The sequence below is a fragment of the Chryseobacterium sp. II3a genome, assembly GCF_057815135.1.
On the sequence record NZ_JBYPZJ010000011.1, the window covers coordinates 1 to 25,823 of the forward strand.

Consider the following 25,823-nt stretch of genomic DNA (forward strand, 5'->3'; position numbering starts at 1 on the left):
TCTTCTGCGCTTACTGATACTCTCGTTTTCAGTAGGGCAAAGATAGAGACTTTATACCACGCAAAACAAATAAACTTAACATAAATTTTATATTCATGTAATATTTTACACCTAACACGCTGATACCTTGAGAGAAAAATTTTAAACATTTGTTTGGAGAGAGACAGTGGAGGGTTCGAGCGTATGAGTGTGGAGGGAAATGGACGTTATTATAGATGAGTAATGAGTAATGAGTAATGAGTAATTAGTAATGAGTAATGAGTAATGGAAGATATACATATTGTAATACATGTGGGATTTTCAAAAAAAATGAAAATAGGTTTTGGCTAAAGCCAATGGATGAAGAAGATTTGTTTATGTAAACGGGCTTCCTTCGGTTAAGTTCAGGATTATTGCCCACTCCTATTGATGAACTTCTATTTGTTGGACGATAATGATAGAGTACAGCATTGTTTAGATCCTTACAGGATGACAAAGATTGTGTAAAGAAGAATAAGAGAGAGGAAATAAAGAGATTATATAATATTATATAATATATAAGAAGAAGGATTATTATGATAGATTCTAGTATAGATTATAAACATGACTGAAGGGAAGTGTTTTTTATTTCCCCACAGAGGACACGGATTTTCACAGAGGACTGAGAATGATGAATATTGGAAAGTTACCACCCCGTCAAAAATTTTTTGAATTTTTGACACCCCTCCAAAGGATGGGAATGATGGAAGCCGCCCCATATGGATAATCGTGATCATATTAATTAATGCCAACCTATTACCTATTACCTATTACTCATCATTTATAAATTCATCCCCTACCCTAGCCCCGATAGAAACGGGTACCCCGCAACAAGAGTTGGAATGGAGGAGGGTTTGAGGGCGGCCAGCTCAGTGTGAGGAGTATGAGTGGATAGCGGGAAATAGCTCCTGAAGAAATTGAATGAAGCGATAAGTATCCTACTACCACAATTTTATGAATATTATTTTCCCTGATTCATCTGTTCAACTATAATAATAGATGTAATAGTCATAAAAGCGGAATCTATTTTTTTTCGATTGCTTACATTTGTAGTACATTCTTATTATAAAAGGATGAAATGAATTCATATATGACAGACAGAAGATATAAAGAAACGGTTCATACAGATAAAAACCACTACGAATATATTACGGTAACCCACGATAAAAATAAAGTAAGAATTTATACCTTGAAGAATGGCCTGAAGGTCTTTCTTGCTCAAAACTTTGATGCACCAAGGATACAAACTTTTATTCCTGTAAGAACAGGCAGCAATAATGATCCTGCAGACAACACAGGACTGGCTCACTATCTGGAACACATGATGTTTAAAGGGACTTCTAAGATTGGTACTCAAAACTGGGCGAAAGAAAAAGAACTTTTGGATCAAATCTTTGTACTTTATGAGGAACACAAAGCTGAACAAAATCCTGAAAAGAAAAAAGAAATCTATAAAAAGATAGACGAAGTTTCTCAGGAAGCCAGCCAATATGCTATTGCCAATGAATATGACAAAGCAATTTCTTCATTAGGAGCAACAGGAACCAATGCTCATACCTGGTTTGATGAAACGGTGTATAAAAATAATATCCCCAATAATGAACTTGAAAAATGGTTGAAAATAGAAAAAGAAAGATTTTCTGAAATCGTTCTTCGCCTTTTCCATACAGAACTAGAGTCGGTTTATGAGGAATTCAACAGGGCTCAGGATAATGATACGAGATTGGTAAATTATGAGCTGATGGCAGCCCTTTTTCCAACTCACCCTAACGGACAGCAAACAACGCTGGGCAGACCTGAACATTTGAAAAATCCTTCTATGAAGGCAATTCATAAGTATTTTGATGAATACTATGTTCCCAATAATTATGCAATGGTTTTGGTTGGAGATTTCGATTTTGAAGAGACAATTCAATTGGTAGACCAGTATTTTGGGATTCTTCCTCATAGAGAACTTCCTAAAAAGACTCCGATCATTGAGCAACCTATGACAGAAATTGTGGAGAAAACAGTGAAAAGCCCTACGACTCCACGGGTTCAATTGGCATGGAGAACGGATAGCTATGGAACAAGGGAAGCAATGCTTGCTGATATTGTTGTGAATATTCTGAGCAACAGAGGAGAGGCCGGCTTACTGGATCTTCATATCAACCAGACTCAAAAAATGCTTTGGGCACAAGCATTCTCCGTTGGATTAAAACAATATGGCTACTTTTCTATTGTAGCTGTTCCGAAAGAGACTCAAACCCTACAAGAAGCAACCAATATGGTTCTTGAGGAGATTGAACTGATCAAGAAAGGTGATTTCCCAGATTGGATGCTGCCTGCAATCATTAATGATTTCAAACTTCAAAGAATGAAAGGTCTTGAAACAGCAGAAGGTTTAGCTACTACTCTATACGATATTTATATAAAAGGGATAAGCTGGGAACAAGAATTGAATGAAATGGATGAATATGCAAGTTTCACCAAAGAAGATATTATCAACTTTGCCAATGATTTCTTTAAAAACAATTATGTTGTGATTAATAAAGAAAAAGGAGTTAATGATAAATTATTGAGAGTAGATAATCCAGGAATCACACCTGTTAAGATTAACCGTGATGCACAATCTGAGTTTTTAAAGGAGATCTTATCTGATAAAACAGAAGATATCAAGCCTGAGTTTATTGATTATCAAAAGGAAATCGCAACTGATGAGATCAAAGGAAAGAAATTAAGTTTTGTAAAAAATAAATACAACGATATTGCCCAGGTTCATTTTATTTTCCCTTTTGGAAGTGATCATGATCGTGAATTGGGAATTTCGACTCAGCTTCTTCAGTATTTAGGAACGGATGAGCTTTCTCCTGAAGATCTGAAAAAGGAATTTTTTAAAATTGGAGTCAGCAATGATTTTAAAACAACCAATAACCAGTTATTAATTTCCCTGAGTGGATTGGAGGAGAATATTGAAAAAGGAATCGTCCTTCTGCAGCAGTGGATGTACCGCGTGCAGCCGGATCAGGAGATTTACAATCAATTTGTAGGAACGGTTCTGGAAAATCGCCAGGCTGTTAAAAAAGATAAAAACCGAATCATGACGGCGCTCACTACTTATACCAAATTGGGAAATACTTCTCGCTTTACAGATGTTATCTCTAAGGAAGAACTGGAAAGCAGTAAACCTGAAGTATTCACGGACCGAATGAGACAACTGTTTAAATATCCTTATCATATTTTCTTTTATGGAAAAGATTTTGAGGCTTTCAAAGGGTATATTGGTAAGTATATTGAAACGGAAAGCCTTCAGATTCCTGAACCCAAACAATATCCCGAACCTGCGACAGGAGGAAATGTATACTTTATCGATTACGACATGGTTCAGATGGAAATGAGTAAAGTGGGTAAAGGAAATATGGTTAACCCTGCTTATTTTGGAAAAGTAAATGTTTTCAACGAATATTTTGGAAGGGGATTGTCTTCTATTGTATTTCAGGAAATTCGTGAGAGCAAAAGTTTGGCCTATTCTGCTTATGTGTCTTATGCTGCCAGTGCAGAATTAAATCACCCGGATTATATCAGCACTTATATCGGAACACAGCCAGACAAGCTGATGATTGCTGTTGATACTATGAATGAACTCATGAATGAACTTCCTGAAGTTACCATCCAGTTTGAAAATGCTAAAAATGCAGCTTTAAAACAGATTGCATCTACCAGAGTAACCAGAAACAATATATTCTTCAATACTTTAAGATTAAAGAAACTGGGTATTTATCATGATTTCAGAAAAGATATCTATGAACAGATACAAGCATTGAAATTTGACGATATCAGAGAGTTTTATCAATCGGAAATTCAATCTGTGCATTTTAATACTGCCATTATCGGGAAAAGAGAAAACCTGAACATGGAAGCTGTGAGTAAAATGGGAACATTTACAGAGGTAAGTCTGGAAGATATTTTCGGACATTAAAATTTAAAAAGCCGCTCAATACTTTTTTGAGCGGCTTTTATTTTATATCTGAATCCTGTAATTGCCTTATGTCATCATGCAATCTCCGTCTCCATCCTGTAAATGAGGATTAAAGTCCTTGGGAAGACTTTGCAGCAACTCTTTACGGAAGAGATAATCGCGTTTGAAGTCCTTCTCATAAATTCTGAACAACGATTTGGAATTCTTTATATTCTGATTTAATGTTTCATCATAAACAGTCATCATTTTTACCTTACTTTTAATGATGAAAATGTTTAAAAATTGAACAAATCTGCTACGGTCTGAACCTTCATTTGAAAAAATATAATGAATTTTAAGATGACCATCCCTTACAAGTAATAACGATACAGTTTCCAGATTACCCTGATCATCATAAATCTTCACCCAAACATATTTAAAAACCTTAGCATAGCTTGAAAAGAAGTAATTCTCATCTCTTTTTCTGCCTACCAAAATCCATGGATTTTCTATAAAATAATTTATTTCATCTGCCATTCGCTGACTTGGAAATGAGGAGACAAAGCCTTTTATCTCTGCATCCATCTGATCCAAAATTTCAAATCTGAAATCAGGCTCACCTATTCCGATATTTTTAATTCCTATCAGAGCATTAGCTATGTTATCTGAAAGATGAAGAAGAGGGCTAAAAGTCTTCATCCATAGTTTCTTTTCTGAAAGGACCTTTGCGGAATCTACTCTGAAATAATAGCGTTTCCCATTTTTAGGGAAAATATTTTCAACGTTTCCTATATGATTAAAGAAAACCTCAGCTTCTTTTGTAAACTCTGCCATGATAACATGACTGTTGTATTCATCTAAAGCTTTTTGCAAAAGTGCTTTCGCCACTTTTTTACCTCTGAACTCATTGCCTACATACAGTGTGCTCAGCCAGGAAAATCTGATTATTACGTCTTCAATCTCAAAATAATCTGGAAAACATCCCAAATATCCTGCTAATTTATCATTATAAAAAGCCAGAATAAGAAGTATTTGCTCTTCTGTTGCCTTTGGATTATGAATATGGGATAAGGCACGATGCTTTGTGATGGGAAGAAAATCATATTCTTTAAATTTACCAGATAGCACAAAGTCTTCGAGTTCTTTTTTATTGAAGGTCTTCAGTTGTATCATTTTCTTACAATCCTATTTTTATTGATCAGCTTTTTCAATTTGAAATAAGCAATTTCTTTTTTCAGTATTCTTTCTGCATTTTCACCCATTTCCATTGGAATTCTATGAAAATTTCTTTCTACACTATCTAGTTTAACTCCTGCTGCTCCAAAACTACAGTAGATTTCTTTATTTTTAAAAAGTTCTTCAAAAAAGCTATTTTTCACGCCGAAATCAGTGAAAGGAAAGGCAAAACTGTCATAAAGAAAATTGTTTTCCTTTAGATAAGTGAAGGTTGTATGGATAGACTCCATCTGCTGTACCAGAGATAGGGTCCCGAATTTTGGATGGTCCCAACTGTGAGAAGATATTCCAAAACCTCTATTGGTAAGGTTTTCTAATTCTTCAGTAGTCAAATAAGGTCTGTATTCTTTTAAATAGGATTTAAAATCAAATTCAAGTTTTTCAGCAAGCAGATCCAGGGTACGCCTTTCCTGGTAATTGATTTTTAAAATTTCGTTTCTTAAAGTTTCTGGTGCACTATGGTTATCCAAAGAAAGGATATTGTATATTTCAGGGGATACCTGCTTTTGCTTTTCCAACTCCTCTATTAATAGGCTTGCTTTGCATCTGAACATGATATCATGATTATCAATGAAAGCCGGATTTATAAAATTACAGGCATAAATTCCTTTACGCTCTAATATGGGTGCAACAATATCATAGAATTCCCTTAAGCCGTCATCAAAAGTAAGTAAAGCAATCTTTTTCTGAGGCTTGAAATTCCCAGAAGTAAAATCTTTGAATTCCTGCCAGTTTACCCATTGAAAATGCTTTGAAAGGCAATCTATATCTTCTTCAAACTGTCTGATGTTTTTGTATTGAATCACCTGTCTGATATGCGGAAGATTCTCATCGGAAACACAATGATAAACAGGTAAACAGTAATTCAGCGGAAAAGTTTTTCCGAAATCATCTGTTTCAAAAGCTGTAAATAGATTAATGAGCTGATCTTTCATCCTAAAAATAAAAAGAATCTATTCGAAATGAATTCAAATAGATTCTTTAAAGGTATAACTTTTAAAATTATTTTATCACTTTCATTTCGTCAACAAGCCATTTAGCATCTGCAAATTTCTCAACGACGAAAAGGATATATTTTGTATCTACCATGATGTTTCTGCTGAAACGCGGATCATAGTTGATATCACTCATCGTTCCTTCCCACTGTCTGTCGAAGTTAAGACCTATCAGGTTTCCGTTCGCATCAAGTGCCGGGCTTCCTGAGTTTCCTCCTGTAGTATGGTTGGTTGCGGTAAATCCTACAGGAACATCACCTGTTTTATCTTTATAGATTCCGAAGTCTTTCTTATTGTAAAGCTCGATCAGTTTCTTAGGAACGTCGAATTCATAATCTCCAGGAATATATTTCTCCATTACCCCGGCAAGGTGAGTCTGGTATCCATAAGAAACAGCGTCTCTTGGAGCAGATCCTTTTATTTTACCATAAGTTACACGAAGTGTTGAGTTAGCATCCGGGAAGAATTTTCTGTCTTTATCGGTTTCTATCTGCTGAGCCATAAACTTCTTCTGTAAAGCATCAATTTTTGCCTGAAGTGAAGTATATTGTGGATCAGCTGTTTTCGCGTATGTCTCTTTCATAGAAACATATAACTGATAAATTGGATCTTTCTTCAGCGTTTTAATCAACTTATCCTGATTAGAGAATGCCTTATCAATATCTGCAGTCAATGTTCCTCCGTTTACAGCTGTTCTTCCTGTAATAATAGAGTTTTTAGACATATCTTCCACTACAGGGATGTTTGCATTTTCATCCTTATACTTATTGAATCCGGCTGGTAAAAACTGTGGAGCTGTTTTATTAGTATATAAAGCCAATAGTTTTGCGGTTACTTTAGCATCAAGTTCTGCGCTATAGTCTTTATAGAAAGAAGTTAGTTTTGTTTTTAGCTTTGTAAGCTCCTTCTCATCCATTCTTCCAGCTTCTACAGTTGTTACAAAGTCATAGTAGTCTCCTGCCAGCTTCAAAGTTTCTGCATTTTTTACCACTTCTGTGTAATATGCGTTGTTTAAAGCATAAGGAGCCTGCTCATTGTAAAGCTTATTCAGCTGGTCTAAAGTTGTTTTAACTTCAGGATTTTTAGAAACTAAAGAACCTTCATACATTACTTTTTTCTCAACGGCATTGGATTTCTTTAATCCTTCCACTTCACCGATCCATTTTTTCCAGTAATTAGCTACAGATGCATATTTGGAAGCATATTTAATACGTGTTTCATTGTCTACACGCATTTTCTCGTCCAAAGTTTTTAAAGCTACATCACGTACAGCAATTCTTGCAGGATCAATATCTTTCATGATCTTTTCTACTGCTACTGCCGGAAGATATTCTGTTGTTTTTCCCGGGAATCCGAATACAAATGTGAAATCATTTTCATTTTTATCTTTGATGGAAACCGGTAGATAATGTTTTGGAACGTAAGGTACGTTGTCTTTTGAATACTCAGCAGGCTTATTGTCTTTGTCTGCATAGATTCTGAACATGGAGAAATCCCCGGTGTGTCTAGGCCAAACCCAGTTGTCTGTATCACTTCCGAATTTTCCGATGCTTTGAGGTGGTGCCCCAACAAGACGGATATCTTTATAAGTTTCGATGGTATAAGCATAGTACTTGTTTCCATAGTACATCGGCTTTATCATAATCGATTGGAAAGATTCTATTTTCTGAGAGTTTTTATAAACCTCAATATTATTGTTGATCTTTTTAGTAAGTTCAGGCTCTGTAAGATGGTCTGTTCCTTCTAAAATCTGGAAGCTCACATCTTTTATGTCTACGATAAAATCTACTTTTACTCCCGGATTTGGAAGCTCGCCGTTCATATTTTTAGCCCAGAAACCATTTGAAAGAAGATCGTTCTGAACCGTAGAATGGGCTTGAATCTGACCAAATCCACAGTGGTGATTAGTCAGCAACAATCCTTTCGGAGAGATGATCTCTGCGGTACATCCGCCGTTAAACTGTACCACAGCATCCTTTATGCTAGGCTTTTGAGGGTTGAAAATATCTTTTGCAGAAATTTTCATTCCCAAATCCTTCATTTCCTTTTCATTCAGTTCTGTAGGAATCCACATTCCACCATATTGTTGTGCAAATGCCATTGCAGCAGGCAAAAGAAATACGGATAAAAGTATCTTTTTTGTCATAATCAAAATTTTGCCCGAATTTACGAAGAAAAATAAGAATAGGACCCATAAAACGGGGGTAAAAATGTGAGTAGTGAGTTTTTGCTCCGCAAATGAAATGTCAATAGTGAATTTTGCTTCGCAAGTGAATGGTGAATTTATACTCTACAAAAATTGCCAATCGAATTGACTATTGACATCTCTCCCCTTCTCTCAAACTCTCTTCTCCTCAAACTCACCAGCTCACCCTTGGCTCAATTTTTGATTAAAACTTGTCAGTTTTAAAAATAAACTTAAATAAATTATTATGATGAAAAACAAAACACTTATCCTGGGAATCGGAGCGGCTTTATTTCTTGCTTCTTGTTCTAAAAAAGAGACGGTAGACACCAAAACTTCGGCTACGGATTCTACAGCAACAGCCCAACCTACTGCTACAGATAGTACAGCTCACCCAGTAACAAGTGCACAAGGTGACACTTCTGAAAATGCTTTGGATTGGAATGGTACTTACGAAGCAGTTGTTCCATGTGCTGACTGTCCGGGAATCAAAACTTCATTAACCCTGAACAATGATAAGACTTTCAGTATCACTGAAGAATATCTAGAGAGAAAATCAAAAAATGAAGACAAGGGATCTTTCACTTGGGATGCTACAGGAAGCATTATCACTTTAAAAGGTAAAAGCGCTAACTATAAATATAAAGTTGGAGAAAATATGCTGATCCAACTGGATATGGAAGGAAAAGAAATTGATGGACCTAATAAGGATCTATATATATTCAAGAAAAAATAAAAATAAAGGCTTCGGCCTTTATTTTTTTGCTCTATCCTAAAACTGGTAGGCTATAATTTTAGTATCATCAACCAGGTCTTTTATCAGGCCTTCATGATGGGTATTCTTACCTGTTAACCTCCATGTAGCGGTAATATTTCCCTGTGTGTATTGCTGCTTGATAAGCAGATATTTTAAATGATGTTTTTTAAAGAGGTCCTCACAATGTTTTAAATCTGCTGAGTTTGTCACACCTACCTTATATTCCCTGATCTTATTATAATTGTCTATAAAACTTTGCAGATAAGTTAAGGCACTCAGAATAATAAGAACCAAAGCTGTTCCCAGAAGGGAAAAATAAACATATCCTGAACCGACTGCCATTCCTATAGAAGCTGTTGCCCAAATAGTAGTAGCTGTTGTGATCCCTTCAATCTTATTTTCACCTTTAAAGATAACTCCAGCGCCCAAAAAACCTATTCCTGTAATGATATTGGCTGCCAGGCGATCCGGGTTGGCAACCCCTATTTTAATGGAAAGGATCGTAAATAAACAGGCCCCAAAGCAAACCAGAATAAAAGTACGAAGTCCAGCAGATTTGTTACGGTATTCCCGCTCAGCACCAATCAGTAATCCGAGGACTACGGAAATAAAAATCAGCAACAATTCATTCTTAACCACATAATGGTCCTGTAGAAATTCCATTTTCAAGATTTAATGATAGAATAAATTTACAATAAAAAAGTTTTACGGAACTATTTTTGATGTTCAGAGTTTGTGTACTGTTACTAAAAAAACAGATGTAACGGAAAACTTTTGTAATATTACACTTTCAAATGGAAAAGTAAGTGTTTGAATCTACTTTTTCAACAGAAAATGAGCGTGTGAAAGTTTGATAGAGATTGATAATATATAACATAAAGAGCTTATTCTAAATAATTATAGTAAATAATACAACAAACAATACATTATGGACAAAGAAATTTCTCACTTCTGGCTGGGGTATTTTAAAAATGAAGAAGAATTCTATGCTTTCGTAGAAGAGGATGAAAATTATTATCTGGAAGAGGAAAATGATGATCAGTATGTTTCAAAATTTGCAGAGTCTCAGAACATCAAATGGTTTGATGATGATTTTATAGAATATGGTTTTGAAGATGAAAGACTAGGACTGGTTGAAAAGTTTTCAGAATATTCATATGCAGACCAATGGCTTCCTATTCTTGAACAAAAGCTTAATGATCTGAGCCTGGATACTCCGGTAAACGCTATTGTTTTTGCCAGCAGATTTGTGATCCCTAATCCTGTTTCAGTGGATGGAGAGGAAAACAAACTGTATTATATTGGTGAGATTGAATTTGAAGTTTAAATATTATAAAAGCAATAATCCCTGACTGTATTTTTCTTTACAGCCTGGGTTCTATCTAAAATAAAACTTCCGCCCGTAAGCAGAAGTTTTGTTTTATTATTTAGGTAAATTTTGTTTATTAATGAGCTTCCAGCCAGTTATCTCCTACTCCTATTTCCACTAATAACGGAACCTGTGTCTTCAAGGCATTTTCCATTTCGGTTTTGATGAGTTTTGAAGCGGCTTCAATTTCTTCTGTCGGAGCTTCGAATACCAATTCGTCATGTACCTGAAGCAGCATTTTTGTTTTAAGTTGCTGCTCTTCCAGTTCACGGTCTATTTTAATCATAGCAATCTTCACGATATCTGCAGCACTTCCCTGAACAGGGGCATTTACTGCATTTCTTTCTGCATGGCCTCTTACTACGAAATTATTAGAATTAATATCTTTTAAGTGGCGTTTTCTTCCCAGAATGGTTTCAACATATCCCATCTGACGGGCTTTGTTCACCTGTTCTGCCATATATTCCTTCAGTTTCGGATAGGTTTCGAAATAGGCTTCAATCATCTGCTTAGCTTCTGTACGGGATAATCCGGTTTGTTCAGCTAAAGCAAAAGCTCCCTGTCCGTAAATAATTCCGAAATTTACCGTTTTAGCCTGGCTTCTTTGAGTTTTTGAAACTTCTTCCAAAGGAATTTTAAAGAGCTTAGCTGCTGTGGATGCGTGAATATCTTCTCCATCCTGGAAAGCTTTAATCATATTATCTTCTCCAGAAATTTCAGCGATCAAACGAAGTTCAATTTGTGAATAATCGGCAGAGATGATCTTCTTTCCTTCTCCAGAAACAAAGGCTCCACGAATCTGCTGCCCTCTCAATGTTCTGATCGGAATATTTTGAAGGTTCGGATTCACACTTGCCAAACGGCCTGTAGCCGCTGTAGTCTGAGAGAAATTGGTATGTACTCTATTATCCAGCTTATCAATCTGCGATGGTAATGCATCTACATAAGTTGATTTTAATTTCTGATAGGTCCTGTATTCCAGGATATGTTTGATGATCTCATGCTTTGAAGCTAGTTTCTGAAGTACATCTTCCGAAGTAGCGTATTGTCCTGTTTTTGTCTTTTTGGCTTTTGGATCAAGCTGCATTTTTTCAAACAGGATTTCTCCCAGCTGTTTTGGTGAATTCATATTGAATTCTTCTTCTGAAAGTTCAAAAATTGTTTTTTCTAGATTTCTCAGGTCATTTTCAAGATCAATACTTTCCTGTGCCAGCCATTTTTCATCTAAAGAAATCCCTGCCAGTTCCATTTTTGCCAAAACTTCCATTAAAGGCATTTCAATATTGAAGAAAAGCTCTTCCAGATTTTCTTTTTTAAGTTGTGGAGCAAACAACTCATACAGTTGGAAGGTTACATCGGCATCTTCCGCTGCATAATCTGTCTGTGTCCTAAGATCTGCATCTCTGAATGTCCCTTGCTTTTTCCCTTTCTTACCAATGATGGTTTCAATGGAAACGGGTTTATAGTTCAGGTATACTTCAGAAAGATAGTCCATACCGTGTCTTCCATCAGGATTCAGCAGATAATGGGCAATCATCGTATCAAACATTGCTCCTTTAACAGTAATGTCGTACTGTTTTAATATTTTGTAATCGAATTTTAGATTATGGGCAACTTTCAGCAAGTCTTCTTTTTCAAAAAACGGTCTGAAAATTTCAAGAGTCTGTAATACTTCTTCTCTGTTTTCGGATAAAGGAATATAATAAGCTAATCCTTTTTTATAGGAGAAACTCATTCCCACCAATTCAGCTTCCAGCTCATTCAATGATGTGGTTTCCGTATCAAAACAAACAACACGTTGCTTCAGTAAATTATCTACCAGTTTTTTTTGAGCTTTAGGGTTGTCTATGAACTGATACAAATGTTCATTATGTTCAATAGACGATTTTGTAGAAGTTGCCTGATCCAGCTCTTCGAAATTTGCAAAAAGATCAAGCTGCATCACTTGTCCTTTTACTTCTGTTCCAGATGGGGTCTGCTTTACTTCTACTTCACTTACCACTACTGTTTCAGCAGCAGCCGGAGCAAAGGCTCTGTAAAGGTTTTCATACAGTCTTCTGAACTCAATTTCTTCGAAAACTTCTTTCACTTTTTCAAAATCCGGAGTTTCAAGATCATATTGTTCCTGGTGAAATTCTATAGGAGCATCACAGATAATGGTAGCTAGTTTTTTAGACATAATTCCGCGTTCTGCAGAAGCTTCAACCTTTTCTTTCAGTTTACCTTTAAGTTTATCGGTATTAGCCAGTAGGTTTTCAATACTGCCATATTCTTTAAGGAATTTCATAGCCGTTTTCTCTCCTACTCCTTCCAATCCAGGGATATTATCTACCGCATCTCCCATCATCGCCAAATAATCAATCACTTGTTTAGGATCTTCGATCTCATATTTAGCTTTTACTTCTTCTACACCCAGAATTTCTATATCTCCGCCTTTTAGTCCCGGTTTATAGATTTTGATTTTATCCGTAACCAGCTGTGCAAAATCCTTATCAGGAGTTACCATGAAAGTGGTGTAGCCTTCTTTTTCTGCTTTGCAGGCAATAGTACCAATTACGTCATCCGCTTCATATCCTTCCACTCCAAGAATGGGAATATGCATTCCTTCCAGAATCCTGTGAATATATGGAACTGCAATTTGGATGGCCTCAGGAGTCTCACTTCTGTTTGCTTTATAATCAGCGAAATCATCAGTTCTTACGCTTGCTCTTCCTACATCAAAAACAACGGCCAAATGGGTTGGTTTTTCTCTTCTGATTAATTCGATCAAAGAATTGGTAAATCCAAAGATGGCGGAAGTATCCAAACCTGTACTGGTTAGTCTTGGATTTCTGATCAATGCGTAATATCCTCTGAAAATCATCGCATAAGCATCGATGAGAAACAGCCTTTTATCTTGTGTTGCGTCCATAGTATCTATAATGAACAAATATAAGAAAATAGGAGGATAAGTTGATAGTTTTGGGATGCTAACTTCGAGATTCGGGATGCAAGGTTAGGGATAGAATAATGAATGGTTTCGGGATAAAAAAACAGAACAGTATACTCTATGAGCATACTGTTCCATTAGTTTTTTTAAGTGTTGTTCTGGCTTATTTACCAGCAGATGGCCAAAGACCAGCGTACTGAGAAGTACCATAGTCAATAGTTTCAGCACTGATTACGAAGCTGATTAGCATACTATTGCTATCGACTGCATCAAAGTCTACTTCGTGCTGGATAACGTATCCGTTCTCCCATTTCAAAGTGATTAGAGTTCCCTCTTCGTGAGATTTGTTGAAAACAATTTCTCCTACTGTTGGCTTATACTTTCCGTTCAATAAGCTTTCAAGGATGTCTGATTTTTCAGTAGCTTCTACTGTAACTTTGATTAATGCGTTAGAAGGGTCTGATGCTACACGTCCTGATACATCTGTAGATCTTGATACGCTGTAGTTCATTTTTAATAATTTCTGACCTTCTCCGTTGTTGAATTTTAAGATTCCTCTTGAGTTTCTTTCTGCCATGATTGTAAATTTTAATCGTTAATAATATTTTGTTATTCAATAATTGTAAGACAAAGATAAAGGCCTTCAAGTTGAAAAAAAAGCTTTTGGATGGAAATCTGAAAAATTGTAGTAGTTCTACGATTTTATGTAGTAATTCTACGACAATGGAGTTAAACCAACACCCAACTTGCTATTAATAAATATTTTAACCATAATCAAGAAATAACAGAAAAACATTAATTATTACACATCAAAGAGAAATATCCCATTATAAACCCACTTTATGATGGTTAAAAAAACATCGAGCCTCATTGTTTTTGTATCGATATGAATGAGTGGTTTTTCATGATCCATATGAATCAATTAGATTCATTCAATGATCGGAATACCAATATATATTTTGGAACTTATTCTTCGTTTTAATTTTTGTAAACTGTAAACTTTTTTGGAATTCTTTTAAAAGTCTTTTCAGTGCGGCTCCTTTTTCTTCGTCATAACGACTTCTATATTCTATATCGTTCAGATAAATGCTTTGTTTATTTTTCAGATAAAATTTAAAATATATTTTTGAATTTTGTAATGATGGCGTTGTTACTTCATAATCATAAGAACAAAATCCTATAATATCAGATTTAAGATACTTTACATATCTGCTGTTATTCTTTTTCAGATAAAGATAATTATCATCAAGCCAGATAGTCACTTTTACAGAAATAGCTTTCAAAATAAGATAACATGTTCCGAAATACAACAAGGTTACAAGAGCCATTAAAGAAACACTGAAATCCAATAAAAAATAATATAAAGTTCCATATAGTACCATGCAAGGGATGATAACCATCACCGTCCAGCCTGTGTGAAACGGGAGAACATTTTTTAAGATGAATTCTCTTCTTGCCATATCTATACATTAAAATCCCAAACAGGCTTTATAAACACAAGATTACTTATGATCAATACAATAAAAAAAACCTGTCATTAAAAGAGTCATTACCACTCCTGCAATTCCTAAAATGAGTATAATGACCTGCCATGGTCTCATTTTGTTGATCAATGAATATTTTATTTTTTCCCCTTTTACTACATACACTCCAAAGTTAGGAATGATGGAGGGATTGAGAATATTTCTGAGTTCTTTCTTATTAAAGTTTTTATCAATATAGGGTTTCATATACTGAACAAAAGCATCTACCTCATCTATATCTTTTTGTGATGAAAAGGGAGCCAGGCCGGTATCCCCTACTCTTATTTTAATGGTCTGATCTGCTGTTTTAATTGTTAGATAGCGTAATCCAGTATTGCCCAGGTTTTTAATCATCCTAATCTCAGATGTCTGGAATTGATAGTTCAGATGTCTGAATCTAATATGAAAATGATTATCTTTTATATGAATAGCCCAGGTCTTTTCTTTCACTAGTCTGCTCAATTGCTTCAGCGTGATCATGCATACTCCAATTGTCATCATAACAGCAAAAGAAACCGATTTCAGAAAATGAATATTGGGGAAAAGAAGCTCTCCTCCAAATAGGACACCCAACATGGTACATAATCCCGGAATAATTAATACCAGTGCAAGTTTCAGTTCTGTTTTGAAATCCAGGCCCTGGAAACTAAATACTCTGTCTTTCATAAAGTATCCATGTAAAGCAGTTATATTGGAAAAAGGATTTATCCAAATTATATTTTTCCCCCATTTTTAAACGATTAAGTTGATAAACAAAAGAATGTAGCAAAAAAGCATAATTCCGCCCACTTTATGTTCTAATTGCGGATCTTGATTTTCCTCTAATGAGTCTTTTAGAATTTTCCTTGTTATAAAAAGAATGATATAAGGCAGCATAAGTAAGATAAAAGCAGCTAGAATAGAGTAATTATATTTCCAAATATCTAAAAGTAAAAGTAATTGATTTGATTCCGAATCTATTTTTCTTACCCCAAAATAAGGAATAGGTTCTATTTCATTGAGTTCTCCGCCAAAAATATCTTTCCGGTGCTTTATTTCTTTATTCTTAATTCTATCACTATCTTTTTGACGGATATAAAAAGAAATATCCACTTTATTTTTCTTCTTATCAATACCCCAAAACCATGTATTAAAGCCTTCAAAAATTCCTGGATACTTCCTGCTCAGTCTTATTTCATCTTTGACAAAATTATAAGTAACAGTAGTACTTCTACTGCTGGAGTAAATTGTTGTTTGGTTTTCAGCCTGAAGCCAATTTTCATGTTTCAAATGGAAAAAATCATAGCCTGTTAGGATTAAAGAATATAAAAAATAAGTTAAGCCAAAATACAATGTAAAAAGATGGAATTTTGCAGTGTTTATCCTTTTCATAGAACTAAGTTCCTATTACTATTAATACTGTTAAACATATCAGGCATAAATCATGATAAATATTGTTGGATGAATTTAGAATTTCAGGACTTATACAGAATATTTTGTTGTTATCACTAAAATAAAAATCATCATGAAGACTTGCTTTTTTTATTATAATAGCAGTTGCTTACCTTCACCTCCTTTAGATATAAAAATGGATATAACAAATCATAAACATTTTATCTTAAATAATTATATTGCTTAATTCATTGACTTGAAGGATGAAAGTCTTACTCCTTTGTTATTATTCAATCTTTTATTTTTCATAAGTCAAATATTTTCTGATATTTTCTTGATACGATTGATCATCCCAAATCATCTCCTTTGGATCTACAGAGAAATTGAATACAGGAATAGGATTTTCTAAGGTCCCTTTATTGTCTTTCATTTCATCTGAATTAACGATAACAAATATGTGACTGGGAATATTGTTATATTCAAATTTCAGAAATTGATTATCTGCTTTATTTTTTTCGTAATAACATAAATTATAATATTTTTTTCCATCAAAAATCTTCACCACTTGTTTTCCTGTTCCGCTTCCCGTTCCTAACCCATAACCCAATCTCTGCTTTGAAATTAAATGTACATTATTAAGTTCTATTTTTTTAGAATTGCTTATATAAGTATCAATATTTACAAAAAATCCCTTAATAAATCCATACAACAAATACATGATTAAAAGAGTTACAATAGAAATAACAACAATTTTTAACACATTTAAACCTTTCACTATATTAATAATTTGATGAGACAATCTTTTTACCTGAAGTACCAGAAACAGAAGCTGATAATTCCTGGACTACACTATTGGAAGAATTAGCCAACTCACCTTCAAGATAATCAGATCCGGCACCAATTCCCGTTGTTAATGCCGCAACTCCTAAATCCTGTAGAGATATTTCTGTTCCAAGATTTTTTGACCAATCTGGCATCCGGTTGATACGATGAACTGATCCTAACCCAAAATTAGCAGAAGTATATCCTAAACCAACCAAAGTACTTTGTTGCCAACTATATTCAGGATGTACAAAATCAGTATGAATATAACTTGCAACTGCTAGAGGCCCTGTCGATAAATCCATATCCAATCCTTGAGGTGTTCTGTCAAACATTCCATATCCTGTAACAAAGCCAATTAAAGAATTAGATAAAATTTGTAAGCCAAGCTCACCTCTTGCCTGCCATTTCATTTTATCAGAGACATCCTGTGCCTGAGCTTCCGTTTCTGAGGCAATCAACAAACCTAAATCTTTGCATTCCAAAATCGATTTATTGTACAAGATAGCTTCTTTTCCTTTAATAAAAGTAGTCTGGTGAAAATTGATCCAATTTCCTCCGCTTTGAGGATCAGCACAATCATGTGCAAAAACGGCTATAGTTGTTCCTATTGCTACAACCGCTAATGCTCCTAAGGCAATCCAACCTACAGGACCTGAGAATACAAGGGCAACTCCCACAACAATTCCTCCTACCAGAGACAAAAGTCCACCCCATTTTTTTGCTGCCAATTTACATTTAAAACATTCTGAAGTATTTTTATCTGCAACTGTAAGCAATCTTTTACCACTCGAATACTGCACCTTGTTATCTTCTTTATCAAGATGTCTTTTAAGTTGTTTTGGAGTTCCTGCCAAGTCAAAAGAACAAGACAACCATGCTCCATCTTCTATATAACCTTTCATAGCTCTACTCTTTTTAGCTGATATACTACCTGAGATTCCACGTTGTTTTTAATTCTTTCACTCAGATGAATTGTAGCTTCATCAATTAAACCATCTTCATTTGAGACAGTAAAAAATACTTCGTACTCATAGATATGATCTGTAAATTTAAACTGAATCTGAGGTTTGTAATATTTTTCATATAATAAAATCATATTATCAATATCGACAAATAATGGTCTTCCTTTTTTAAGAAAATTAGTCTGAGTTTCAGTCGTATTGCGAATTGTAGTTTCGCATTCAACCTTAAAAGCAATTTCTGGAAAAAAATGGGATAAAGTTTCAAACTGCTCATTGGTAAATTCATCAAATTGCCTCTTTAGGTATTGACCAAATATAATTTGATTAAATAAATTGTTTTTACAATTTTTTAAAAGAATATCCGGTGAACCAAATTCTATATTCCCGGCATCAATTAATTGTTTAATAATTTCTGGTTTGCTATTTTTAATTAAGCTATTCAATGGTAATTGCTTTTTGAACCGATGCCAACCCTGCTGTAAAGCTTCAAGGTTAAGAATCTCTACAATTTCACCATTACTATTTAACTGATAATCGACTTCTTTTTTCAAAGAATCTGAAGTTCTTACAAACTGTTCTAAATCCTGTGTCCCTTCTGCATAAAAATTATAAACACTATCCTGTAATATTACTTTAGCTTGATTCTTCTTTAATTCTAATAAATATTCACATCTTACACTCGTATGGGTATTAATAACATCATTAATTTTTACGATATTTATCTGTTTGGTACGATATCTTGCCTTGCGATTTTTAAAGTCGGATAATTTCCTTTCTCCAGTCTTATGATTGGTAAACTCAACTAAAATTTTTGTTATATGTAGAGGGATCTCATTTCCTATAATTTGTTGTGTCAGTGTACAGTTTTCATTATGGAATTTCAGTAATTCCTCTACAGAAACGTAATGATGCTCAGCTATTTTTTTTAAATTATCTCCTTTTTGAATTCTATATTCTTTTAATCCCATTTTAAGTATTAATTTATATCGACCTGATCACCATTGATTACAGTGATTCCGTTGAACTTAGCCTCTGCCTTTCCAGATGCTTTAATATGAACTTCCTTATCTGAAGTATTGCAAACACTTTGTGTTCCTTTAACTGTAATATTTTTACCTTCTATAATGATACACCCATCTTCATGCAGAGTAATAGAACTACTTCCTGTTTCAAATTTTATTTCTTTAGCACTTGTAATATTTACTTTCCCGGCATTATCCATGGTAACTTTGGATTTTCCTTTTCCTACATCTATTGTAGTATTACTTGCAACGTTTATTGTAAGATTATTTCCAATAAATTCTTCACTATTATTACTTACCTCTGTTTTAATATCTCCTGTTCCACTTAAAGTAACATGATTGCCACTTCTATCTTTTATTTCAATTCCACATCCATCATGAAACTGGATAATATTTCCGCTCTTACTGCTTAAGCTCATCACATTATTCCCGGTACCTCCTCCGGCACCAATGCCACCATGGAACATTCCTCCCATGACAAACGGGCGGTCCGGATGCTGATGTACAAAGTTGATGATGACCTGGTCTCCTACTTCAGGAATAGACATAAATCCTCTGTTTTTGCTTACTTTATCGCTGCTGCCGGCATCTGGAGACATCACACGGATGAATTCTGTAATATCCGGTCCGTTCTGCCAGTCAAACTGTACCTGAACTCTTCCTTGGTTTTGAGGATCTGTATTGGATACCACTTTAGCAAACTGAGCTTCTGCTCTTGGTGTTTCAAATTCCGGACGTGGGATATAGCCGGTATCTGCGGCAATAGCTTCAAATTTACCGTCATAATATCCTCTGGCATCTACTTCATGGGTAACTTCAATAATCATCAGTTTTGTGAAATAAGAAGTTTCATTGCTTTCGGATTTACGCATTTCAATATCTGCTGTACATCCCGGATATAAGAAAGGAACGGTAGTAGTTCCGGAAGTGATAAAAACTTCTGAGGCCTTACTTCCGGCAGTTCCTTTTTGAGAAGCATCAATATCCATGAAAGATGAAGCTTTTATGGGAGCTACTCTTAAAGATGGAGTCGTAAAAGTTTTTTCCGAAATTTCGTAAGCACGTCTTGCAATATCCGAAGTATGAGTGATTTTTGAGCTTCCACCCGTCATTTTTTCGTTTTTACTGCTGTTGTAGCCATAAAAACTAGGACTTACGTGTTGGGCTTTCATTTTGATCGCAATATCACTTACACTGCTTCCGTAGGTAAGTTTCACAGGCTTTTCCTGAGGGGGAAGTTTTCCAAAATGCAATACTTCACCGTCATAGTAAAACTGTTCACCATAAGCTTCAGCCATTCTTGCCAGATAATTATAGTGGGTTTCTTCATATTGTGAGCTGTAGGAAACGTTTCCATGCTGAGCATCTACTCTGAAATCAAATTTATTCTGTCCCAGTCCTTCGCTGATAACATGATATGCAATGCTATTCAGACTGATTGGCTGGCTTCCTCCAAAGCTTTGAATATGGGGAGCCGCGTCCAAAAGTACAGTGGGGCTATATCCTTTGAGAACAATATTCCCAAGACTGCCTTTTTCCTGACTGAATCCAACTTCAGTGACTACGCCTACAAAATTACGTTCAGCACCTTGTATGATGTCTTTATATTTGAAAACAACAGTGATTCTTTTTCCAAGAAAGTTTTGTGCTTCCTGAAGATTATGATTTTCTGCACTTCCCAATGTATCATGAGCCAGTGTAAGACTAAATTCATGATGCTTGGTAGCACTTTGTACCAATTTAAAATGCTTGAAATGCTTGATGATTTGCCCTTCAATGACCACATCCAGTTTTACCACACGGTTGATTCCGGCAATAATACTTTGAGGAATAGCTTCGGCATTGTGTATTTTTGAGGTCGGCTGTTTAGCCCACACTTTATTTTCAATGATAGAAGGGGTGTTTGGAACAAAATTTTGGTTCATAAACATATTGGCCCCTTGTGCAGTGCTCATGCCCTGCTGTTCAGCTTTTACAGCTTTCTTTACTTTACTGCCCGCATTGCTCAGCTTATCTTCTACTTTTTTAGCAACATTTTCCTTTACATTTTTCAATTGCTCTTTGCTGCTTTTCATATCAACCTTTGGGCTCTCTACTTTAATTGTTTTGTCATCCTGAAACATAGTGCTTGTGTTTAAGTTAAAAATTAAATAATCTGCTGATTATACAGCAACAGAATCAAAAAATATAAGGTTAGATCTACAACATTTCTTTATTAAAAGCCGAATTCCCGAAATCTAAATGCCCTTATGAAAAAACAGGACAGCATACTCTTTAGAGCGCACTGTCCTGTACCAATTTTATTTTTACTAAGATGATGAATAGGCTTATTTACCTGCCGAAGGCCACAGTCCAGCGTACTGAGAAGTACCATAGTCAATAGTTTCAGCACTGATTACGAAGCTGATTAGCATACTATTGCTATCAACTGCATCAAAGTCTACTTCGTGCTGGATAACGTATCCGTTCTCCCATTTCAAAGTGATTAGAGTTCCTTCTTCGTGAGATTTGTTGAAAACAATTTCTCCTACTGTTGGCTTATACTTTCCGTTCAATAAGCTTTCAAGGATGTCTGATTTTTCAGTAGCTTCTACTGTAACTTTGATTAATGCGTTAGAAGGGTCTGATGCTACACGTCCTGATACGTCTGTAGATCTTGATACGCTGTAGTTCATTTTTAATAATTTCTGACCTTCTCCGTTGTTGAATTTTAAGATTCCTCTCGAATTTCTTTCTGCCATGATTTGTAAATTTTAATCGTTAATAATATTTTGTGATTCAGTGATTGTGTAGCAAATATAGAAGGTCTTTTTCCGGGAAAAAAACTTTTAACTATAAATCTGAAAAATTGTAGTAGTTCTACGACTTTTTGTAGTAATTCTACGACATTGGATTTAATAACTCCACTCAAACGCTCTAGATAAAAGCATTTTTGAAAAGCATAAAACACTGACTAAAAGGAGTATTTTACACATTAATGAGAAATATTAATATTTTTTAAGTTAAAATTAACATTTCTTAACTTTTGCTTAAAAGCACAATATATGGTAATAAAGTACACCAATTTTTGTTTAAAAACTGATTCTTATTTGTAATGAATTTTATTCCTTACTATGGAAATACAAAACCTTGCTGAATTTCGTATCATAATTAAAAATAAAAGACACAAAAATTCAAAAAAAATAACCAAACCTTCAAGTGGTTTGGTTACATATTAATAAAGTTAGTTTGTTTAAGGTTGTACCCCTGCACCAGTTCCAGCACTTTCTTTGATCGATCTGGTGAGAATCTTATTCTTTCTGAGAAGAAAATCCGGCATCAGATCAGTAGGAAGAAAAAAAGTACTTTCGCCTTTTTTATGCAGCTCTTCTGTAATTCCAGGGTTCCAGGCTAGAATTTTATCAACATCCACATCCAGTTCATCAGCAATTACATTCAGACTAAATCCTGCATTGATTTCTGTTTCTGATAATGTTTCATTGGGTATTTTTCTATTTCCATCTTCAAAAAACACCTTGTTAATCCTTGCAGAATTGTAATTATTTAACACACTCTGCAATTCTCCTGTTGCATAGCAAGCATTCAGATATTTTTTCACATGATTAATGGTTTCCGCAGGAAGATATTTGTAGAATTCATGGTATTGGCTGGAACCTGCAGCCTGCATAGCTTTGGCAATATTTCCTTCACCACAGTTGTAAGCAGCTACTACTGTCACCCAGTTATTGTATTTTTTGTACAGATTTGCCAGTGAAATAACTGCTGTTTTTGTGCTTTTATACACATCTGTACGCTGATGTTCTGCAAGGCCATACTGATTGGCATGCGCTGTCATCAGCTGCCATACTCCTACGGCTCCGGCTCCGGAGGTAATATTTTTGTCAAAATGGGATTCAATAAGGGCTAAGTTTCTTAAATGCTTGGGAAGCCCTTTCTGCAGAAGCAGCTGTTCAATAAATTCAACAAGATCTTTATTGGAGTTAATAATTCCCTGGTATTTTCTCACACTGCTTTCTGAGGTATCTGATGCAGCAAGAAACTGTCCGTTTACCAAAGCAACAGTTCCCAAAAGCATTATCCCTGTAAAGATATTTCTGACAATTGTTTTCATCTTACTGTTATTTATAAAGCAAAAAGGCCAATTGATATCATTAGCCTTTTCGCTATTTACTTTCTTACTAATCTACTTTCCAGCTTAGTTTTTCTTCTTCCTTATTCCAGTCTACATGAATGGTCTGCCCGGATTTCACTTCTTCTCTTACGATCATTTTGGAAATAGGCCTTGCCAGCTGTGCACGGATCACTCCGGAAATCTGTCTGGCTCCATATTTACTGCTGAACCCACCAAGAGCAAGATTTCTTACTGCATCATCACTGATTTTTAAAGCAATTCCAAGTCTGGTTAATGAAGTATGAAGTGATTTTAACTGAATATTAAAAATTCTTTCTGCAATAGATTCCGTGATTGGGGCAAAAGGAATAATCTCTGTAATTCTGGCTAAAAATTCAGGTCTGAATCTTCCTGAATTAGACATAATCTGCATCAGTGAAGACGATTCAGGTATTTTCCCTTCTTCAAACTGCTTTACAATTTCTTCGCTTCCAATATTAGAAGTAAATAAGATCAGAGCATTGCTGAAATCTCCTTCTTTACCAAGCTTATCGTGTACTTTTCCTTCGTCCATGATCTGAAGGAATACATCAAATACGGAATGGTGAGCTTTTTCAATTTCGTCAAACAAAACCACAGTATACGGTTGTTGTCTAATCTTATTAACCAACATCCCTCCTTCTTCATATCCTACATATCCCGGAGGCGCTCCATAAAGTAATGCCGCTGAATGTTCTTCTTTAAATTCCGACATATCGAAACGAACCATTGCTTTCTCATCGTTGAACAATAGCTCTGCCATTGATTTGGCAAGCTCTGTCTTTCCTGTTCCGGTAGGTCCTAGAAGGAAGAAGGATCCAATGGGCTGTCCTGGTTTGTTTAACCCACTTCGATTTTCAACAATAGCATCGGAAAGGATCTTTAATGCATGATCCTGACCTACAACTCTATTTAATAGAAGGGATTCCATATTCAGGAGCTTTTCTTTTTCCTGTGCCTGGATTTTTCCGATTGGAATATTGGTTTTAGCAGCCATTACAGCAGCCAGTTCCAAACGGTCTACTTTTTCTCTTTTTTTCGCAGCATGCTGTAAAAGCTCTGCATAGGTATCTTCAATGATCTTCTGAATCTGATCTACCGGCATTGAGTTGTCCAGAGCAGGCTGTTCACTCAATGATCCCCATAAAATAGGGCTTATTTTGTCTCTCAATAAATTATAAGTCCAGATCAGTTCGTCTGCCTTATCTTTATTATCAAGATATTCTTCTTTTAAGATAGCATCATAACTTTCTTTCCAACTGTCAAGTTCTTTTTCAGAAAGTTCATCCAACATTTTGATGGCTGCCATGGTTCTGTCTAGTAAATCAATGGCTGCATCTGGTAATTTTTTACCTTTAGCATATCTTTTTGCCAGACGTACACATTCCGGAAGGGCTGTTTTTTCCACTTCAATTCCGTGATGTTTTTTATAGCCTTCCAGAAGAACGTCAATCATTTTCACACAAGTTTTTTCATCCGGTTCATTGACCGTTAATACTTCGAAACGACGGTTGAAAGCCTGTTCCGGCTCAATGATTTTTCTGTATTCTTCCTGAGTGGTAGCACCGATTACCGTAATTTCCCCTCTTGCCAATTCAGGCTTCAAAAGGTTAGCAACATTTCCGATGCTTCCTTTCGGGTCTAAAAGGGTATGGATCTCATCAATGAAAAGAATCGCTTTTTCAATTTTTTTGCATTCATTGATTACTTTTTTCAGACGGTCTTCTATCTCACCTTTGTAAGATGTTCCGGCTAATAAAGCTCCAGTGTCCAACTCTAAAAGGGTTCCGTTCTTCAGCATTTCCGGAACATTTCCTTTTGTAATTTCTATAGCAAACCCTTCTACCAATGCTGTTTTACCTACTCCCGGTTCTCCAATGATGATTACATTCGGTTTGCTTCTTCGGCAAAGGATTTCTACCAGCATTCTCAGTTCTTTGTCTCTACCGATAATATTTTCAAGGTCTCCTTTTCTAGCCTGTGCTGTTCTGTCTACACAGTAGCTTTTAATGGATGGAAGAGATGCGTCTGCAAAATCTGATCCATTGGAAAATAATGAAGCAAAATCCCCATTTTCAGAAACGGTAAATGGAGTATCTTTTCTATATAGGTTAAAGATTTCATGCTCTCTAAGCGGTAATGACTTCAATTGCTGAAGAGAAAACACAACCTGAGGCTTTACAATGGCAGTAAGGATACAAATTGGGGTAATTTCATCCAACCCTAGCTTTAAACGGATATCGTCTGCTTCTTCTATAAGTGTATCTACGGCTTCATCCTGGCCTACTTCATCCGGAAGATGACTGGTTTTAGGATATTCTTCAATACGCACATCTGCCCATTCGTAGAAATAACCGGGATCTTTATCTATGCTTTTTAAAAATTCATTAAGACCAATATCTTTATGCATCAGCGCCTGCAAAATATGCGGGCCTCCGTAAGTGCCATTATAATTTTCCCTCGCTATCGACTGAGCAATATGAAATAGCTGCTTTACTGTTTCGTTGGTTACTAGTACTCCCATTTATAATTTTTCTTATATTA

19 protein-coding genes are annotated in these 25,823 nt (G+C 35.3%); 3 read left to right on the forward strand and 16 right to left on the reverse strand.

Going from position 1 to position 25,823, the window contains the following annotated elements:
• Nucleotides 1–1,096 precede the first annotated feature (1,096 nt).
• On the forward strand, nt 1,097–3,976 hold the full coding sequence (locus AC3HD6_RS20275; RefSeq protein WP_488897972.1) for a M16 family metallopeptidase: 2,880 nt from the start codon (nt 1,097–1,099) through the stop codon (nt 3,974–3,976).
• Nucleotides 3,977–4,042: 66 nt separating this feature from the next.
• On the opposite strand, the gene AC3HD6_RS20280 is transcribed toward AC3HD6_RS20275, so the two are convergent.
• The 3 genes from AC3HD6_RS20280 to AC3HD6_RS20290 all read right to left on the reverse strand — a co-directional run bounded on the left by AC3HD6_RS20280 (nt 4,043) and on the right by AC3HD6_RS20290 (nt 8,332).
• Complete coding sequence (locus AC3HD6_RS20280; RefSeq protein WP_488897973.1) at nt 4,043–5,128, reverse strand: GNAT family N-acetyltransferase; 1,086 nt, start codon at nt 5,126–5,128, stop codon at nt 4,043–4,045.
• A complete protein-coding gene (locus tag AC3HD6_RS20285) occupies nt 5,125–6,126 on the reverse strand; it encodes a polysaccharide deacetylase family protein (protein WP_488897974.1) in 1,002 nt (333 codons plus the stop codon). The genes AC3HD6_RS20280 and AC3HD6_RS20285 overlap by 4 nt, the downstream gene beginning before the upstream one ends.
• Before the next feature lie 67 nt (nt 6,127–6,193).
• Nucleotides 6,194–8,332: a S46 family peptidase gene (locus AC3HD6_RS20290; RefSeq protein WP_488897975.1), complete on the reverse strand. Its 2,139-nt coding sequence runs from the start codon at nt 8,330–8,332 to the stop codon at nt 6,194–6,196.
• 286 nt (nt 8,333–8,618) lie between these two features.
• Between AC3HD6_RS20290 and AC3HD6_RS20295 the strand changes: the two genes are divergently transcribed.
• Nucleotides 8,619–9,107: a copper resistance protein NlpE gene (locus tag AC3HD6_RS20295; RefSeq protein WP_488897976.1), complete on the forward strand. Its 489-nt coding sequence runs from the start codon at nt 8,619–8,621 to the stop codon at nt 9,105–9,107.
• A gap of 36 nt (nt 9,108–9,143) precedes the next feature.
• On the opposite strand, the gene AC3HD6_RS20300 is transcribed toward AC3HD6_RS20295, so the two are convergent.
• Nucleotides 9,144–9,791 carry an MgtC/SapB family protein gene (locus tag AC3HD6_RS20300; RefSeq protein ID WP_488897977.1) on the reverse strand — a complete coding sequence of 216 codons (648 nt, stop codon included), beginning with the start codon at nt 9,789–9,791 and terminating at the stop codon, nt 9,144–9,146.
• A 265-nt stretch (nt 9,792–10,056) separates the two neighbouring features.
• Between AC3HD6_RS20300 and AC3HD6_RS20305 the strand changes: the two genes are divergently transcribed.
• The gene (locus tag AC3HD6_RS20305; protein ID WP_488897978.1) at nt 10,057–10,455 is read left to right on the forward strand and encodes an immunity 22 family protein; all 399 of its coding nucleotides are present in this window, start codon (nt 10,057–10,059) and stop codon (nt 10,453–10,455) included.
• Between the two features lie 118 nt (nt 10,456–10,573).
• Here the strand turns inward: AC3HD6_RS20305 and polA are convergent, their stop codons facing one another.
• The 12 genes from polA to AC3HD6_RS20365 form a co-directional block, all read right to left on the reverse strand.
• A complete protein-coding gene (gene polA / locus AC3HD6_RS20310; protein WP_488897979.1) occupies nt 10,574–13,408 on the reverse strand; it encodes a DNA polymerase I in 2,835 nt (944 codons plus the stop codon).
• 181 nt (nt 13,409–13,589) lie between these two features.
• A complete protein-coding gene (gene tssD / locus AC3HD6_RS20315) occupies nt 13,590–14,003 on the reverse strand; it encodes a type VI secretion system tube protein TssD (protein ID WP_488897980.1) in 414 nt (137 codons plus the stop codon).
• Between the two features lie 355 nt (nt 14,004–14,358).
• Nucleotides 14,359–14,886, reverse strand: a complete 528-nt coding sequence (locus tag AC3HD6_RS20320; RefSeq protein ID WP_488897981.1) for a hypothetical protein — start codon at nt 14,884–14,886, stop codon at nt 14,359–14,361.
• Between the two features lie 42 nt (nt 14,887–14,928).
• Nucleotides 14,929–15,615 carry a hypothetical protein gene (locus AC3HD6_RS20325; protein WP_488897982.1) on the reverse strand — a complete coding sequence of 229 codons (687 nt, stop codon included), beginning with the start codon at nt 15,613–15,615 and terminating at the stop codon, nt 14,929–14,931.
• A 66-nt stretch (nt 15,616–15,681) separates the two neighbouring features.
• Complete coding sequence (locus AC3HD6_RS20330; protein WP_488897983.1) at nt 15,682–16,281, reverse strand: hypothetical protein; 600 nt, start codon at nt 16,279–16,281, stop codon at nt 15,682–15,684.
• A 337-nt stretch (nt 16,282–16,618) separates the two neighbouring features.
• Nucleotides 16,619–17,119 (reverse strand): DUF8188 family protein, encoded by a 501-nt coding sequence (locus AC3HD6_RS20335; RefSeq protein WP_488897984.1) that lies wholly within the window; start codon nt 17,117–17,119, stop codon nt 16,619–16,621.
• Nucleotides 17,100–18,047 (reverse strand): hypothetical protein, encoded by a 948-nt coding sequence (locus AC3HD6_RS20340; RefSeq protein WP_488897985.1) that lies wholly within the window; start codon nt 18,045–18,047, stop codon nt 17,100–17,102. The genes AC3HD6_RS20335 and AC3HD6_RS20340 overlap by 20 nt, the downstream gene beginning before the upstream one ends.
• Nucleotides 18,044–19,075 carry a hypothetical protein gene (locus tag AC3HD6_RS20345; protein ID WP_488897986.1) on the reverse strand — a complete coding sequence of 344 codons (1,032 nt, stop codon included), beginning with the start codon at nt 19,073–19,075 and terminating at the stop codon, nt 18,044–18,046. The genes AC3HD6_RS20340 and AC3HD6_RS20345 overlap by 4 nt, the downstream gene beginning before the upstream one ends.
• Before the next feature lie 8 nt (nt 19,076–19,083).
• On the reverse strand, nt 19,084–21,252 hold the full coding sequence (locus AC3HD6_RS20350; RefSeq protein WP_488897987.1) for a type VI secretion system Vgr family protein: 2,169 nt from the start codon (nt 21,250–21,252) through the stop codon (nt 19,084–19,086).
• 204 nt (nt 21,253–21,456) lie between these two features.
• Nucleotides 21,457–21,870, reverse strand: a complete 414-nt coding sequence (tssD, locus tag AC3HD6_RS20355) for a type VI secretion system tube protein TssD (protein WP_488897980.1) — start codon at nt 21,868–21,870, stop codon at nt 21,457–21,459.
• A 491-nt stretch (nt 21,871–22,361) separates the two neighbouring features.
• Nucleotides 22,362–23,240: a lytic transglycosylase domain-containing protein gene (locus tag AC3HD6_RS20360; RefSeq protein WP_488897988.1), complete on the reverse strand. Its 879-nt coding sequence runs from the start codon at nt 23,238–23,240 to the stop codon at nt 22,362–22,364.
• A gap of 67 nt (nt 23,241–23,307) precedes the next feature.
• Nucleotides 23,308–25,803: an ATP-dependent Clp protease ATP-binding subunit gene (locus AC3HD6_RS20365; RefSeq protein ID WP_488897989.1), complete on the reverse strand. Its 2,496-nt coding sequence runs from the start codon at nt 25,801–25,803 to the stop codon at nt 23,308–23,310.
• Between the last annotated feature and the right edge of the window lie 20 nt (nt 25,804–25,823).

What these genes read in the sequence shown, in the direction of transcription:
- AC3HD6_RS20300 (WP_488897977.1), bottom strand. Translation starts at nt 9,791, where the DNA reads ATGGAATTTCTACAGGACCATTATGTGGTTAAGAATGAATTGTTGCTG.
- AC3HD6_RS20285 (WP_488897974.1), bottom strand. Translation starts at nt 6,126, where the DNA reads ATGAAAGATCAGCTCATTAATCTATTTACAGCTTTTGAAACAGATGAT.
- polA (WP_488897979.1), bottom strand. Translation starts at nt 13,408, where the DNA reads ATGGACGCAACACAAGATAAAAGGCTGTTTCTCATCGATGCTTATGCG.
- AC3HD6_RS20305 (WP_488897978.1), top strand. Translation starts at nt 10,057, where the DNA reads ATGGACAAAGAAATTTCTCACTTCTGGCTGGGGTATTTTAAAAATGAA.
- AC3HD6_RS20360 (WP_488897988.1), bottom strand. Translation starts at nt 23,240, where the DNA reads ATGAAAACAATTGTCAGAAATATCTTTACAGGGATAATGCTTTTGGGA.
- AC3HD6_RS20290 (WP_488897975.1), bottom strand. Translation starts at nt 8,332, where the DNA reads ATGACAAAAAAGATACTTTTATCCGTATTTCTTTTGCCTGCTGCAATG.
- AC3HD6_RS20295 (WP_488897976.1), top strand. Translation starts at nt 8,619, where the DNA reads ATGATGAAAAACAAAACACTTATCCTGGGAATCGGAGCGGCTTTATTT.
- AC3HD6_RS20345 (WP_488897986.1), bottom strand. Translation starts at nt 19,075, where the DNA reads ATGGGATTAAAAGAATATAGAATTCAAAAAGGAGATAATTTAAAAAAA.
- tssD (WP_488897980.1), bottom strand. Translation starts at nt 21,870, where the DNA reads ATGGCAGAAAGAAATTCGAGAGGAATCTTAAAATTCAACAACGGAGAA.
- AC3HD6_RS20325 (WP_488897982.1), bottom strand. Translation starts at nt 15,615, where the DNA reads ATGAAAGACAGAGTATTTAGTTTCCAGGGCCTGGATTTCAAAACAGAA.
- AC3HD6_RS20280 (WP_488897973.1), bottom strand. Translation starts at nt 5,128, where the DNA reads ATGATACAACTGAAGACCTTCAATAAAAAAGAACTCGAAGACTTTGTG.
- AC3HD6_RS20340 (WP_488897985.1), bottom strand. Translation starts at nt 18,047, where the DNA reads ATGAAAGGTTATATAGAAGATGGAGCATGGTTGTCTTGTTCTTTTGAC.
- tssD (WP_488897980.1), bottom strand. Translation starts at nt 14,003, where the DNA reads ATGGCAGAAAGAAACTCAAGAGGAATCTTAAAATTCAACAACGGAGAA.
- AC3HD6_RS20350 (WP_488897987.1), bottom strand. Translation starts at nt 21,252, where the DNA reads ATGTTTCAGGATGACAAAACAATTAAAGTAGAGAGCCCAAAGGTTGAT.
- AC3HD6_RS20320 (WP_488897981.1), bottom strand. Translation starts at nt 14,886, where the DNA reads ATGGCAAGAAGAGAATTCATCTTAAAAAATGTTCTCCCGTTTCACACA.
- AC3HD6_RS20365 (WP_488897989.1), bottom strand. Translation starts at nt 25,803, where the DNA reads ATGGGAGTACTAGTAACCAACGAAACAGTAAAGCAGCTATTTCATATT.
- AC3HD6_RS20275 (WP_488897972.1), top strand. Translation starts at nt 1,097, where the DNA reads ATGAATTCATATATGACAGACAGAAGATATAAAGAAACGGTTCATACA.